We start from the raw sequence: 14270 nt of genomic DNA, 5'->3' as shown, positions 1-14270 counted from the left end.
TCAGTCAGGAAGTATTGTCAGCAATGCGCTTGCAAGTTTGAGGAGAGTGACCTATTCAATCACCACGTTTTATCCCTCAATCACCGCTTTATCAGAATTTCCCGCTTGCTGACCTGACTGCGTCAGGACATTCTTGTTTTAACTCAATGTTTTATTAAATTTCGATTTCCAGGAGACGTAACGTGACTCAAGCGGCAGACACCCATGCCAGGTACCCGACATTAACGAGCGGGCAGTACGCCTTCTTTTTTGATGTCGACGGCACGCTGGCAGCGATTCAGTCCCGTCCCGAAGCGGTATTCATTCCTGAGCAGGTCATCGCACAACTCCAGCAGCTCTCCGCCCTCTCTGGGGGTGCACTTGCGCTGGTTTCCGGCAGACCTATTGAACAACTTGATGCGCTGGCCGCGCCGTGGCACGGCCCGGCTGCGGGCGTGCATGGCGCTGAGCGCCGTGATGCAGAGGGTCATCTGCAACGCATCAGCCTGCCGGTGGAGGTCGAGCAACCGCTCAGAGCCGAACTGCAGGAAGCGATGGCTTCCTGGCCTGGCACGCAGCTGGAGATCAAAGGCATGGCTTTTGCCCTTCACTACCGTCAGGCGATGCAGCATGAGCAGGATGTGATGCGGCTGGCCGAACAGTCCGTGAAGCGCTTCCCCGGACTGGCGCTTCAGCCGGGAAAATGTGTGGTTGAGATTAAACCCGCAGGTATTGATAAAGGCGCCGCCATTGGCGACTTTATGCAGCAGTCCCCTTTTGCCGGACGTACGCCAGTCTTTATTGGCGACGATCTCACTGATGAGAAGGGCTTTCTGGCCGTCAACGAACGGCAGGGCGTCTCGATCAAAGTCGGCGAAGGTTCCAGCCAGGCCGATTATCGGCTCACTGATGTCGATGCGGTTTACGGCTGGCTGGAAAGAACATTATTACTATTAGAGCAAGACAACGTCGGTAAGGAGTTTAGGTTATGAGTCGTTTAGTGGTTGTATCTAACCGTGTCGCCATGCCAGATGGGTCTAAAACCAGCGCTGGCGGACTGGCCGTCGGTATTCTCGATGCACTGAAAAGCACCGGTGGAATGTGGTTTGGCTGGAACGGTGAAATCAGCGAGTTCACAGGCGAAGACGTCGAAGACGTCAAGGTTCAGGAGCATGAGGGGATTGAGTATGCCTCGTTCCCGCTGAGCCAGAACGATTACGATCTCTATTATTGCCAGTTCTCTAACACGGTGATCTGGCCTGCCTTCCATTATCGCCTCGACCTGGTGCAGTTCCAGCGTGAAGCGTGGGAAGGGTATTGCGACGTCAATGATTCAGTGGCGCAGCGTTTAAAACCGCTGATCAAGCCTGATGACATTGTCTGGATCCACGATTATCACTTTTTACCGTTTGCCGCCGCACTGCGTCGGGCGGGCATTAATAACCGCATCGGTTTCTTCCTGCATATTCCGTTCCCGACACCTGAAATCTTCAATGCGCTGCCTCCACACAAAGAGTTGCTGGAGATGCTGTGCGAATATGACCTGCTGGGCTTCCAGACCGAGTCCGATCGGGTGGCGTTCCTCGACAGCGTCAGCCAGCTCACGCAGCTGCAGAATAAAGGCGACAAAAAACATCGCGCCTTTGGCAATACCTTTGTGACTGAGGTTTACCCAATCGGGATTGAGCCAGACAGCATTAAAGAGATGGCCGAAGGACCGCTGCCGCCGAAAATGGCTGCGATGAAGAAAGAGCTGGGCGATGCACGCAATATCATTGCCTGCGAACGTCTCGACTACTCCAAAGGTCTGCCTGAGCGTTTCCTTGCCTATGAAGCGCTACTGGAAAACTTCCCGGAGCATCGCGGCAAGATCCGCTATTCCCAGATTGCACCAACCTCGCGTGGCGATGTGCAGGCATACCAGGATATCCGTCATCAGCTCGAGACCGAAGCAGGGCGCATCAACGGTAAGTACGGTACGCTGGGCTGGACCCCGCTCTACTACCTTAACCAGCATTTTGACCGTCGCCTGCTGATGAAGATCTTCCGCCTGACCGATGTCGGTCTGGTGACGCCGCTGCGTGACGGTATGAACCTGGTGGCGAAAGAGTATGTGGCTGCGCAGGACCCGGACGATCCGGGTGTACTGGTGCTGTCGCGCTTTGCCGGGGCGGCCAATGAGCTGACCTCCGCCCTGATCGTGAATCCTTACGACCGTGATGAAGTGGCCGCCGCGCTGGACAAGGCGATTACCATGCCGCGTACCGAAAGGATTTCACGCTACAACGACATGATGGCGGTATTGCGTAAGAATGATATTACCGCATGGCGTGAAAGCTTCCTGAAAGACCTGGAGCGCATTGACCCACGCAGCGTTGACCACAACACGGACAACAAGGTCGCAACCTTCCCAAAACTCGCCTGAATTAAGTCCTGATTCAGATGCTGAAAGCAGCGATACCCGCAGGGTGGTATCGCTGCTTTTTTTTGGCCCCGATCACAGAAAGCCCAGCCGGTATCTGTTAAAGGCCGCTTGCAGAGAGTGTTCGTTGATCAACTAAGTGACCGCGCGGAGTGGCCCGATTCCTGCAAGCGAGCCCGCAAACCTTGTCATATCAGGCTCTGCCGCTTTCTTTACCTACATTGCTCAAGTTTTTCATCAGGCTGCCGATAGTAATAGTGCCAACGCATAACCCCTCGTTAATTCATTCGACTTTCTTATGTAACCCCTTGTTACATTGGGTATCGGAGCCTGAACACACTGCTGTCACTGTTAACACCAGGTTGCTATAAATCCCCCCTGATACCGTAGAAACCTTAACGATTTCATTACTCACGCCCTGCGATACTCCCCTTAAGTAACTAATTTAACAGCGATTACCTGCCTGCTTCACCAGCATAATCATCTGATAACTCTTGTTTGGCTGGTTCTAAATAGGGTGTTAAAACGATTAACACTCGATATTCATTCCGGACTGCTCAAAGCGTCGAATAGCGATGGTTTTACCCCCTATTAAACCTTTCTCAGGACCAATTGGACTTAAAATCGGGCTTTTTTGTATAAAAAATGACCAGTCAGTAAGAAACCGTAAAGGTTTACTGAAGAAATTTGCGTTAAAAGTGTGATCTGCGTCACACTTTATCTAAAATTACGCTTCCCTGTCGTTGTATGTCGAAATCAGACGATATAGATTTGCCTTGTTTTCGGAATAGTCCTAAAAAACGTAAGAAGATGTCACGGAAGATGTCCAGAACTCGAAAATAGAATGGCATGGATTTTCGACCTTCGGTGGGTCTGAAACCCACACAAAAGCAGAAGGCGAAAACAGTGACATTGAGATTATGTGAAGTTTTTTTTGCCATCTTTTGATTTAACAAACAGCAGCTCGAACCGCAGAGTTTTCTCTGCGATACAGTTACGTCGCATCTCTCAGGATGGAAAAATAATGAACACCTCTGATGTATTGAAACCTATTTACGATCTCAACTTGTCTTATTTACTGCTTGCGCAGCGTTTAATTAACCAGGATAAAGCTACCGCAATGTTTCGTCTCGGAATTGACGAAAAAATGGCGAACACATTATCTGAATTAACATTGCCTGAGATGGTAAAAATGGCGGAAACCAATCAACTGGTTTGCCAGTTCCGTTTTACCGAAAGCAGCACCATTAATCGTTTGACGCAGGAATCACGCGTGGATGATTTACAACAAATCCATACCGGCATTTTATTATCCAGCCGTTTACTGCGTAATGCGTCTAAAGATGAAGCACCTGCTAAAAAGAGAGCAATGTCATGAGTGAGAAAAGTATTGTTCAGGAAGCACGTGATATTCATCTCGCGATGGAACTCATCACTTTAGGTGCACGCTTACAGATGTTAGAGAGCGAAACGCAGCTGAGCCGCGGTCGTCTGATCAAGCTCTATAAAGAATTACGTGGCAGTCCGCCACCGAAAGGCATGCTGCCGTTCTCCACGGACTGGTTTATGACGTGGGAGCAGAACATTCATGCTTCTATGTTCTGTAACGCCTGGAAGTTTTTACTGAAAACGGGCCTGTGCAGCGGCGTCGATGCCGTGATCAAAGCCTACCGCCTGTATCTTGAACAGTGTCCTCAATCGGACGAGGGCCCGCTGTTGGCGCTGACTCGTGCCTGGACCCTGGTCCGATTCGTTGATAGCGGTATGCTGGAACTGGCAGATTGTAAGAGCTGCAACGGCAGCTTTATTAACCATGCACATCAGCCGGTTGGCAGCTTTACCTGCAGCCTGTGCCAGCCGCCATCACGTGCCGTAAAAAGACGTAAACTTTCGGCAGAACCTGCCGATATCTTTCCACAACTGCTGGATGAACAGGTTAAACACGCCGTTTAAATTTGTTCGCATTGTGGAAGTCATCCAGCAGCGGTTAATACCGCTGCTTTTTTTTTGCTTGCGGTTCAGGAATAACACCTGCGGCTCTCTGGCTTAACTTCCACCAACACGTTACGGACGTAAGGATATTTTTGTGCTGATAATTATAGGTTACCTGATTGTTTTAGGCTCCGTGTTGGGCGGATATGCGCTGGTAGGTGGCCATCTGGGCGCGCTTTATCAGCCAGCCGAATTATTAATGATTGGCGGTGCCGGTGCCGGTGCTTTTTTAGTCGGCAACAATGGCAAGTCGATTAAAAAAACGCTGAAAGCGTTGCCTAAGTTATTTCGCGGCTCCAAGTACAACAAAGCTGTTTACATGGATTTAATGGCGCTGCTTTATCGCCTGATGGCGAAGTCGCGTCAGCAGGGGATGTTATCGCTGGAACGCGATATTGAAGATCCGAGTCAGAGTGAAATTTTTGCTAATTATCCCCGCATTCTTGCCGATAAACAGTTAGTAGATTTTATTACCGACTATTTGCGCCTGATGGTGAGCGGCAACATGAACGCCTTTGAAATCGAAGCGTTGATGGATGAAGAGATTGAGACCTACGAACACGAGTGTGACGTACCAGCGCAAAGTATATCTGCAGTCGGCGATGGTCTTCCGGCATTCGGCATCGTCGCCGCAGTAATGGGCGTGGTCCATGCGCTGGCCTCGGCCGACCGTCCGGCCGCTGAACTCGGTGCGCTGGTGGCCCATGCGATGGTGGGAACCTTCCTGGGTATTTTGCTGGCCTACGGATTCGTCTCTCCGCTGGCGTCAGTACTGCGCCAGAAGTGTGCGGAAACCACCAAGATGATGCAGTGCATCAAAGTGACCTTACTGTCGAGCCTGAACGGATATGCGCCGCAGATTGCGGTGGAGTTTGGTCGTAAGACGCTCTACTCCGCTGAGCGCCCATCGTTCAGTGAACTGGAAGAGCACGTACGTAACGCTAAGAACCCGGCTAAACAGACTTCTGACGAGGCTTCATGAAACACGGCAATCGCCCAATTGTGCTGATCAAAAAGCGCAAACATAAAGGCCATGAAGGCAGCCACGGTTCGTGGAAGATTGCCTACGCCGACTTTATGACGGCGATGATGGCCTTTTTTATGGTGATGTGGCTGCTCTCTATCGCCAACCCGCAGGAGCTGGTGCAGATAGCAGACTACTTCAAAACACCGCTGAAGGTCGCGATTACCGGCGGGGCGCGCAGCAGCGACAGCGAAAGCCCGATCCCCGGCGGCGGTGATGATCCAACGAAGAAAATTGGCGAAGTGAACAAAGTCGTCGATATGGACGCGCAGAAACGCAAACTGGATGAGATTCGCCTTAACCGTTTGCGTGAAAAGCTCGACCAGTTGATTGAAGCGGATCCGCGCCTGAAAGCGCTGCGCCCGCATCTGATCATCAACATGGTGGAAGAGGGGCTGCGTATCCAGATTATCGATAGTCAGAATCGCCCGATGTTTAAGACCGGTCGGGCCGAAGTCGAGCCTTATATGCGCGATATTCTGCGTGCCATAGCGCCGATCTTAAACGACATCCCGAACCGCATCAGCCTGGCCGGACATACCGATGATTTTCAGTATGCCAACGGTGAGAAAGGCTACAGCAACTGGGAACTGTCGACCGACCGCGCTAACGCCTCACGCCGGGAACTGGTCACGGGTGGCTTAGACAGCGGAAAAATTTTACGGGTGTTAGGCATGTCCGACACCATGAGCCTGAAAAATCGTGGCGGTAATGACGCCGTTAACCGCCGCATCAGCCTGCTGGTGTTGAACCACGACACCGAAGCGGCAATTGAAAAAGAGAACGCAGAAAGTGATGCCGTCCAGATCAGTGATCCGGCCGCCATTCAACAGATTACCGCACCTGCAACACCAGGCAGCGCGGTGAATACAGCAGCCCCCTCACAGCCGAGGTGATTCCCGTGAGTATGGACATCAGCGATTTTTACCAGACGTTTTTTGATGAAGCCGATGAGCTATTAGCGGATATGGAACAACACCTGTTGGGCTTAGACCCGCAGGAGCCAGATTCGGAACAGCTTAACGCCATCTTCCGTGCCGCTCACTCTATTAAGGGTGGTGCCGGAACCTTTGGTTTTACGGTATTACAGGAAACGACTCATATCCTGGAAAACATTCTGGATGGTGCTCGTCGCGGCGAGATGCAGCTCAGCACCGACATCATCAACCTGTTTTTGGAAACCAAAGATATTATGCAGGAACAGCTCGATGCTTATAAAACCGCGCAGGAGCCTAACGCGGAGAGCTTCAAATATATCTGTGAAGCACTGCGCCAGCTGGCGCTAGAGGCCAAAGGTCTGCCGGTTGACGCACCGGCCAGTGTTGCACCTGCCAGCGCACAGTCTGCCAGCAACAGCGGCCTGCGTGTCCAGCTGATCGATCTCAAAGAGAAAGAAGTCGATCTGATGCTGGAAGAGATGAGCAATCTCGGCACCCTGACCAACGTGCAGAAAGGCAGCAACATGCTGGACGTCTGCATTGATGGCGTCGGTAAAGATGACATCGTGGCGGTGCTCTGCTTCGTGATCGACGAAGCGCAGATCCGCTTCCCGGCCGCTGATGAAGCTGTTGAAGAGCCCGTTGCTGCTGCCGTCGCTGCACCGGTAGTGGAAGAAGTTCACACCGCGACCGTCACCGAACTGCCTGTGGCAGCGGTGAAGCGTGAAAGTAAGCGTGCCGCGGCTCCTTCCAAAGCGAGCGAATCGACCAGCATTCGTGTGGCGGTAGAGAAGGTGGATCAGCTGATCAACCTGGTCGGCGAACTGGTGATCACCCAGTCCATGCTCGCTCAGCGTTCAGGTGAACTGGATCCGGTGGCGCACGGCGACCTGCTGAACAGCATGGGTCAGCTGGAGCGTAACGCCCGCGATCTGCAGGAATCGGTGATGTCGATTCGTATGATGCCAATGGAATATGTCTTCAGCCGCTTCCCGCGTCTGGTGCGTGACCTGGCGAGCAAACTCGGCAAAGAGGTCGAACTGACCCTGCTGGGCAGCTCAACCGAACTCGATAAGAGCCTGATTGAACGCATTATCGATCCATTAACGCACCTGGTGCGTAACAGCCTTGACCACGGTATCGAAACCCCAGAGAAACGTCTGGTGGCCGGTAAAGTGGCCACCGGTAACCTGACGCTGTCAGCAGAACATCAGGGCGGCAACATTTGCATCGAAGTCTCTGATGACGGTGCGGGTCTGAACCGTGAACGTATTCTGGCGAAGGCACTGTCATCAGGCCTGCCGGTTCACGAGAACATGAGCGACGAAGAAGTCGGCATGCTGATCTTCGCACCAGGCTTCTCTACGGCAGAGCAGGTGACGGATGTTTCCGGACGCGGCGTCGGTATGGACGTGGTGAAACGAAATATTCAGGAGATGGGCGGTCACGTCGAAATCGCCTCGAAGCAGGGCAAAGGCACCACCATCCGTATCCTGCTGCCGCTGACGCTGGCCATCCTGGATGGTATGTCCGTCCGCGTCGCCGATGAAGTCTTTATTCTGCCGCTGAATGCGGTGATGGAGTCGCTGCAACCGCGTGACGAAGATCTGAAACCGATGGCCGGTGGCGAGTGCGTGCTGGAAGTGCGTGGCGAATATCTGCCGCTGGTTGAGCTGTGGAAAGTCTTTGATGTGCAGGATGCCAAAACCGAAGCCACTCAGGGCATCGTGGTGATCCTGCAAAGCGCGGGCAAACGCTATGCGCTGCTGGTCGATCAGCTGATTGGCCAACATCAGGTGGTGGTGAAGAACCTCGAAAGTAACTATCGCAAAGTGCCGGGCATCTCAGCTGCCACCATTCTTGGCGATGGTAGCGTAGCGCTGATTGTTGATGTTTCAGCACTGCAATCACTTAACCGTGAAAAACGTGTGGCTGGCGCTGCCGCCTGATTGATAACGAAAGGGTAAATAACATGAATGGAATGGCAACCGTGACAAAAATTGCTGGCGAAACAGTAGGTCAGGAGTTTCTGGTCTTTACGCTGGGCGACGAAGAGTACGGCATCGATATCCTCAAAGTTCAGGAAATTCGCGGTTACGATCAGGTAACACGTATTGCGAATACCCCTGAATTCATCCGCGGTGTCACTAACCTGCGTGGCGTTATCGTGCCGATTATCGATCTGCGTGTGAAGTTTGCGCAGCCCGATGTGGAGTACAACGAAAACACCGTGGTGATCGTACTGAATCTGGAAAACCGTGTGGTCGGTATCGTGGTTGACGGTGTCTCTGACGTGCTGTCACTGACCCAGGATCAGATCCGTCCTTCACCTGAGTTCGCTGTGACCATGTCTACCGAGTACATGACCGGTCTGGGCGCACTGGGTGACCGCATGCTGATTCTGGTCGACATCGAGAAACTGCTGAGCAGCGACGAGATGGCGCTGGTTGATAACCTGCGTAGCGCGTAATCGAATCATCACGGGCCGGTTCTGGCTGGCCCGTGATAGTTCCGGCTGGTGATAATTCCTTTAAAATCATATAATAAAGCCTCTCCGCCCCCTAATTTCCTGCTTTTACCTGCCGATAATCCCTGAGTCACTTTTTAATTACCTACTTTGTTCAGGGTTACTCATGTTAACGAAAATCCGTGTTGTCACCAGTCTGTTACTGGTGTTGCTGGTGTTCGGGCTGTTACAGGCCTTCTCCGGTTCTGTCTTTTACTCCGCATTAAGCCACGATAAGCAAAGCTTCGCCGTTTCCCAGCTGGCCATGCAAAACACCCAGGCGCTTAATGACGCTTATATGAGTCTTAACCAGAGCCGTGTCCTGCTGACCCGCATTCAGCTGCGTATCGCCACCAGTAAACTGGAAGGTAAAACGGCTGATGTCGCCTCGCTGTTTGAGGATAGTCAGCGTTTCCAGCAGGCGGCAGGGGGTTTTTACAAGACGTTCAAAGATACGCCAGATACCCCAGGACAGGATGAGCAACTCAACAACCAGCTTGACCAGCGCTTCGGCGACTATGCGGGTGCGCTAAGCAGCCTGCAGAGCGCGCTCCAGGTCAATGATATGGCCGCGGCCGCAAAAGCCCCGGTGGCACCAAGTCAGAGTGCATTTTTAACACTCTATCAAGAGTGGCGCGCCGATCAGAGTCGGCTGACCACGCTGGGCGTGGCAGAGAACAGCAGCGCCTATACCCGAATGATGTGGATCCTCTCCACCATCATGGCCGCCGTGGTCGCGGTGATCGTGCTCTGCTGGTTTGGCCTGCGCAAAATCGTGATGACGCCGCTGAACAGCAGCATCAATCACATTCAGCACATCGCCCAGGGCGATTTAACCCAGCCCATCGTGGTGGAAGGGCGCAACGAGATGACCCAGCTCGCGGCCAGCCTGCATGAGATGCAGCAGTCGCTGGTGCGCACCGTGACTAACGTGCGTGAAGGATCGGATGCGATCTTCACCGGCGCCAGTGAGATCTCTGCCGGGAACAATGACCTTTCTGCCCGCACCGAACAGCAGGCTGCCTCACTGGAGCAGACGGCGGCCAGCATGGAGCAGCTGACTGCGACCGTGAAGCAGAACGCCGAAAACGCCCGCCAGGCTTCACAGCTGGCACTCAGCGCCTCCGAAACCGCAGAAAAAGGCGGCAACGTGGTGGCTGGCGTGGTGAAAACCATGAGCGAAATCGCCGGTAGTTCGAAGAAGATTGCAGATATCACCAGCGTGATTGATGGCATCGCGTTCCAGACCAATATCCTGGCGCTGAATGCGGCAGTTGAAGCGGCGCGCGCCGGGGAACAGGGTCGTGGTTTTGCGGTGGTCGCGGGCGAGGTGCGTAATCTGGCACAGCGCAGCGCCCAGGCGGCCAAAGAGATCAAAGGACTGATTGATGACTCCGTGAACCGGGTTAATGTCGGTTCGCAGCTGGTCGGCACCGCCGGGGAAACCATGAGCGATATCGTCAGTGCGGTTACGCGCGTCACCGACATCATGGGCGAAATCGCCTCGGCGTCGGACGAGCAGAGCCGTGGGATCGATCAGGTCGGCCAGGCGGTCACCGAGATGGATCGCGTGACCCAGCAAAACGCCTCGCTGGTGGAGGAGTCCGCTGCGGCGGCCGCCTCACTGGAAGATCAGGCCAGCCGCTTAAGCCAGGCCGTGTCTGTCTTCAGAATCAAACGTGAAGCCATGCAGACGCTGACAAAGCATCTGCCGATAGCCGCGCCCGCTACGGCAGCTATGGCACCCCGCAAAGCCCTGACGGCTCCCGTCAGTGATACGCACTGGGAAACCTTCTGATGTAAAGCTGCGCATCCTGCGGGATGCGCAGCTACCCCCTTTATTCCTCTGCTTAAAGCCAAACTCAGCAGCTCCTGCTGATAAAATTAATTACAAAAGCCACTTCTCTCCTGAAAGCGCCGAAAAGCGTTAATTAATCCTATAAACACGCCGATATAGCCGCTGCACCTAAATTAACCTGCAGGGGAACATAATGTTAAAAAAAATAAAAGTGGTGACCAGTTTAATCGCAGTCCTGGTTATCTTTGGCGCGCTCCAGTTAGTCGCTGGCAGCCTTTTCTGGTCAGCTCTCAATAAAGACAAGGAGTCCTTCGCACTGTCGCAGGTCTCTAATCGCAATGTCACCGAGATGACTGACGCTTATATTGCCTTAAACAACAGCCGTACTACGCTGAACCGCGGCATGCTGCGCTTACAGACCAGCATGGCATCGCAGATGAACGGCGGACAGCTTGATGAGCTGATTAATAAAGCCAGTAAGCAACTGGTGGAAGCCGATCGCCACTTCAAAATCTATTACCATCTGCCTACCACTCCCGGTCTTGATGAGAAGCTGGGCGACAAGCTGGAAGCCGACTACACCAATTACGAAAGCGGCCTGAAAGCGATGGTAAAAAGTCTGCAGGCGCGCGACCTGGAAGGTATGTTCAAGCAGAATATTGAGCAGAAACAGGTGGCGATGCAGGGCAGCTATGACAAATGGCGTGCACTCCAGACTGCACTTTCCGATCAGGGTATGGAAAAGAATCAGAAAGCGTTTACTCAGATGATGTGGCTGCTGGCCACCATTGGTGCTGTGGTGCTGGCGGTGATTATTACCTGCTGGTTTGGCCTGCGTCAGGTGCTGATTCAGCCGCTGCAACAGCTGCTGGCACAGATTCGTGCTATCGCCTCTGGCGATCTGACCCAGCCGATTGTGGTTGAAGGTCGCAATGAGATGAGCCAGCTGGCTGCAGGCATCCATGAGATGCAGCAGTCGCTGGTCATGACAGTGAGTAATGTGCGTGACGGCTCTGATGCCATCTTCACCGGTGCCAGCGAAATTGCCGCCGGTAACAACGACCTTTCATCCCGCACCGAAGAGCAGGCCGCCTCACTGGAGCAGACTGCAGCCAGCATGGAGCAGCTCACCGCCACGGTGAAGCAGAATGCTGATAACGCCCGTCAGGCGTCACAGCTGGCACTGACCGCTTCCGAAACTGCACAGCAGGGCGGTAAAGTGGTGAATGGCGTGGTCACCACCATGAAAGAGATCGCGGGCAGCTCGAAGAAAATCGCTGACATCATCAGCGTGATCGACGGCATCGCCTTCCAGACCAACATCCTGGCGCTGAACGCAGCCGTTGAAGCGGCGCGTGCCGGTGAACAGGGTCGCGGTTTTGCGGTAGTGGCAGGTGAGGTGCGCAGTCTGGCACAGCGCAGCGCCCAGGCTGCGAAAGAGATCAAAGGCCTGATTGAAGACTCCGTATCACGCGTCAACAGCGGTTCACTGCAGGTTGAAAGTGCTGGCAGCACCATGAATGAGATCGTGGGCGCCGTGACCCGCGTGACCGATATCATGGGCGAAATCGCCTCTGCGTCTGATGAGCAGAGCCGTGGTATTGAGCAGGTCGGTCTGGCCGTCACTGAGATGGATCGCGTGACTCAGCAGAACGCCTCACTGGTTGAAGAGTCTGCCGCCGCTGCGGCCGCACTGGAGCAGCAGGCCAGCGTACTGACCCAGGCCGTCTCCGTTTTCAAAATTTCCCGCGCCTGATTTCCCGCCTTTCACCATGGCGGCGGCTTAAAGCCGCTGCCATGCATAAAGTTCCCCCCGTCTGCGCCGATAAATAAACACGAATCGCCAACCAATGAGGTGTTTATGTTTAGTCGAGTACGAGTCGTTTCCGGCCTGCTGTGCGTGCTGGCGCTGTTTGCGCTGCTGCAGCTTTTTTCGGGCGGAATGTTTTTCAAAACTGTCAGTTCAGATAAAGAGAATTTTGCCTACAACCAGCGCCTGAATACATTGCAACAGGCGATGGGCACCTCATGGGTTTCGCTTGTTCAGGCGCGCAACACCCTTAACCGCGCCGGTATTCGTTTTCTGCAGGATGCACAGATGTCGGGCTCGGGTGCCAGCGTAAAAGACCTGGTCGCCCTGGCGGGTCAGGAGCTGAAAGAAGCGGAAGTCAACTATCAGATCTTCAACGATAACCTGACTGAACAGGGCAAAACGGCCGAAAACGTTCTGACGTTACAGGCGAACTACAAGGCCTATCACGATGCACTGGCGGAGCTGATGGTGTTCTTCACCAACGGCAACTTCAAAGGTTTTGTGGACCAGCCGACCCAGAGTTTCCAGGACAAGTTCCAGAAAGATTACAGCGCCTGGCTTGAGCACAACAAAGAGCTGGCACAGCAGGGTGTGGAATCTAATCAGAAGGCGTACAGCCGCTCCATCGCTATTGTTATCGCCACGCTGGCGGTGACTTTGCTGATGATTATCCTGGTGTGGAACGTCATGCGTTCCGTGCTGATCCGCCCACTGCGTCAGAGCATTGAGCATATCCAGCACATCGCACGCGGCGATCTGACCCGGCCGGTTGAGATTAACGTGCGAAACGAAATCGGTGAGTTACTGACGTCGCTGCATCACATGCAGCAGGAGCTGGTGCGTACTGTACGTACCGTGCGTGATGGCTCTGATGCCATCTATACCGGTGCCAGCGAAATCTCCATCGGCAATAACGATCTCTCCGCGCGTACCGAACAGCAGGCCGCCTCTCTGGAGCAGACCGCTGCCAGCATGGAGCAGCTCACCGCGACTGTGAAGCAGAATGCCGAAAACGCCCGTCAGGCGTCGAAGCTGGCGCTGACTGCCTCTGAAACCGCGCAGCAGGGCGGCAAAGTGGTGGATGGCGTGGTCACCACCATGAAAGAGATTGCGGGCAGTTCCAAGAAGATTGCCGATATTACCAGTGTGATTGATGGCATCGCCTTCCAGACCAACATCCTGGCGCTGAATGCGGCGGTTGAAGCGGCGCGTGCCGGTGAGCAGGGTCGCGGTTTTGCGGTCGTCGCCGGTGAAGTACGCAGCCTGGCGCAGCGCAGCGCTCAGGCCGCCAAAGAGATCAAAGGTCTGATCGAAGATTCGGTTAGCCGCGTTAATACCGGCTCGGTGCTGGTAGAGAGCGCCGGTGACACCATGAGCAACATCGTCAGCGCGGTAACACGCGTCACCGACATCATGGGTGAGATCGCCTCCGCATCAGACGAACAGAGCCGTGGCATTGACCAGGTGGGCCTTGCGGTGACCGAGATGGATCGCGTCACCCAGCAGAACGCCTCACTGGTTCAGGAGTCAGCAGCAGCGGCTGCAGCGCTCGAAGATCAGGCAAGTCACTTAAAACAAGCGGTTTCAGTGTTCAATATTGGTAAAGAATTTGTCGCTCAGGCCGTTAACAAGACAACGGCGATGAAAACTCTCCAGTCAGAAGCACCGTTAGCCGTTGGTCGTCCGGCTGCTGCACGCAGCGACGACAACTGGGAAACCTTTTAATCGCCCGTGGCCCGGTCGCCGTTAAGCCGCCGGGCATCGCAGCAGAAAAATAATATATTCAGTTCGGGCCAGG

11 protein-coding genes are annotated in these 14270 nt (G+C 53.9%); all 11 read left to right on the top strand.

Going from position 1 to position 14270, the window contains the following annotated elements; genetic code table 11:
* The first annotated feature begins 182 nt into the window (after nucleotides 1-182).
* Nucleotides 183-971: a trehalose-phosphatase gene (gene otsB, locus ACN1CO_RS07490; protein WP_419138445.1), complete on the top strand. Its 789-nt coding sequence runs from the start codon at nucleotides 183-185 to the stop codon at nucleotides 969-971.
* A complete protein-coding gene (gene otsA / locus ACN1CO_RS07485) occupies nucleotides 968-2404 on the top strand; it encodes an alpha,alpha-trehalose-phosphate synthase (protein WP_419138444.1) in 1437 nt (478 codons plus the stop codon). The genes otsB and otsA overlap by 4 nt, the downstream gene beginning before the upstream one ends.
* A gap of 1021 nt (nucleotides 2405-3425) precedes the next feature.
* Nucleotides 3426-3779 (top strand): flagellar transcriptional regulator FlhD, encoded by a 354-nt coding sequence (flhD, locus tag ACN1CO_RS07480; protein WP_419138443.1) that lies wholly within the window; start codon nucleotides 3426-3428, stop codon nucleotides 3777-3779.
* Nucleotides 3776-4354, top strand: coding sequence for a flagellar transcriptional regulator FlhC (flhC, locus tag ACN1CO_RS07475; protein ID WP_346454059.1), 579 nt, complete (start codon nucleotides 3776-3778; stop codon nucleotides 4352-4354). The genes flhD and flhC overlap by 4 nt, the downstream gene beginning before the upstream one ends.
* 133 nt (nucleotides 4355-4487) lie before the next feature.
* Nucleotides 4488-5375, top strand: a complete 888-nt coding sequence (motA, locus tag ACN1CO_RS07470) for a flagellar motor stator protein MotA (protein WP_161733169.1) — start codon at nucleotides 4488-4490, stop codon at nucleotides 5373-5375.
* Nucleotides 5372-6313, top strand: coding sequence for a flagellar motor protein MotB (motB, locus tag ACN1CO_RS07465; RefSeq protein ID WP_419138442.1), 942 nt, complete (start codon nucleotides 5372-5374; stop codon nucleotides 6311-6313). Before motA ends, motB begins: the two co-directional genes overlap by 4 nt.
* A gap of 11 nt (nucleotides 6314-6324) precedes the next feature.
* A complete protein-coding gene (gene cheA, locus ACN1CO_RS07460; RefSeq protein ID WP_419138996.1) occupies nucleotides 6325-8304 on the top strand; it encodes a chemotaxis protein CheA in 1980 nt (659 codons plus the stop codon).
* 23 nt (nucleotides 8305-8327) lie between these two features.
* Entirely contained in the window at nucleotides 8328-8825 is a 498-nt protein-coding gene (cheW, locus tag ACN1CO_RS07455; RefSeq protein ID WP_090960141.1) for a chemotaxis protein CheW, read from the top strand.
* Between the two features lie 163 nt (nucleotides 8826-8988).
* A complete protein-coding gene (locus tag ACN1CO_RS07450; protein WP_419138441.1) occupies nucleotides 8989-10659 on the top strand; it encodes a methyl-accepting chemotaxis protein in 1671 nt (556 codons plus the stop codon).
* A 193-nt stretch (nucleotides 10660-10852) separates the two neighbouring features.
* Nucleotides 10853-12415 (top strand): methyl-accepting chemotaxis protein, encoded by a 1563-nt coding sequence (locus tag ACN1CO_RS07445; protein ID WP_419138440.1) that lies wholly within the window; start codon nucleotides 10853-10855, stop codon nucleotides 12413-12415.
* Between the two features lie 105 nt (nucleotides 12416-12520).
* Complete coding sequence (locus tag ACN1CO_RS07440; protein ID WP_419138439.1) at nucleotides 12521-14197, top strand: methyl-accepting chemotaxis protein; 1677 nt, start codon at nucleotides 12521-12523, stop codon at nucleotides 14195-14197.
* Nucleotides 14198-14270 lie beyond the last annotated feature (73 nt).

Origin of the sequence: Pantoea sp. R13S299 (assembly GCF_048515925.1) — a bacterium.
In the GTDB taxonomy this organism is placed as follows: Bacteria; Pseudomonadota; Gammaproteobacteria; order Enterobacterales; family Enterobacteriaceae; genus Pantoea.
Note: the sequence above shows the minus strand (reverse complement) of the source record. Positions and strands in the feature narration are given on the sequence as shown.

Coding starts and splice junctions, on each gene's coding strand:
- flhC (WP_346454059.1), top strand. CDS start 3,776: ATGAGTGAGAAAAGTATTGTTCAGGAAGCACGTGATATTCATCTCGCG.
- cheA (WP_419138996.1), top strand. CDS start 6,325: ATGGACATCAGCGATTTTTACCAGACGTTTTTTGATGAAGCCGATGAG.
- flhD (WP_419138443.1), top strand. CDS start 3,426: ATGAACACCTCTGATGTATTGAAACCTATTTACGATCTCAACTTGTCT.
- otsA (WP_419138444.1), top strand. CDS start 968: ATGAGTCGTTTAGTGGTTGTATCTAACCGTGTCGCCATGCCAGATGGG.
- motB (WP_419138442.1), top strand. CDS start 5,372: ATGAAACACGGCAATCGCCCAATTGTGCTGATCAAAAAGCGCAAACAT.
- ACN1CO_RS07450 (WP_419138441.1), top strand. CDS start 8,989: ATGTTAACGAAAATCCGTGTTGTCACCAGTCTGTTACTGGTGTTGCTG.
- ACN1CO_RS07445 (WP_419138440.1), top strand. CDS start 10,853: ATGTTAAAAAAAATAAAAGTGGTGACCAGTTTAATCGCAGTCCTGGTT.
- ACN1CO_RS07440 (WP_419138439.1), top strand. CDS start 12,521: ATGTTTAGTCGAGTACGAGTCGTTTCCGGCCTGCTGTGCGTGCTGGCG.
- cheW (WP_090960141.1), top strand. CDS start 8,328: ATGAATGGAATGGCAACCGTGACAAAAATTGCTGGCGAAACAGTAGGT.